Annotated in this window: 1 protein-coding gene; it reads right to left on the reverse strand. The window is 35.0% G+C overall.

The features are described 5' to 3' along the window. Positions 1–118 precede the first annotated feature (118 nt). A partial coding sequence (locus tag V7147_RS22345) for an HAD family hydrolase (protein WP_335370006.1) occupies positions 119–314 on the reverse strand: 196 nt, incomplete at its 5' end.

Raw genomic sequence — 314 nt, forward strand, 5'->3', positions numbered from 1 at the left:
TGTTTAAATAAAAAACTCTCAACGTATATACAATGAGAGTTCTCCTAATAATAATGAAGTTTTCAATGAAAGCTAAATTGGAAACATGATGACAATCGCTGATTCCTACCATAACGACCTAAGCCTTTTTCGTAAATAATTCAAATAACTCCTTGGCACTATGTACTTCTTTATCTGGTTTATAGGTAGCATTTGTCGGTAAATCTTTCTTACGATGATTCATCCAGATCGCTTGCCAGCCTGCTTGTTTTGCTCCGATAATATCTTTTTCAAAATTATCCCCGATATACACGGTTTTGGTTTGGTCAAGGTCC

Source organism: Bacillus sp. JJ1521, assembly GCF_036965165.1.
Lineage (GTDB): Bacteria > Bacillota > Bacilli > Bacillales > Bacillaceae_L > Ferdinandcohnia.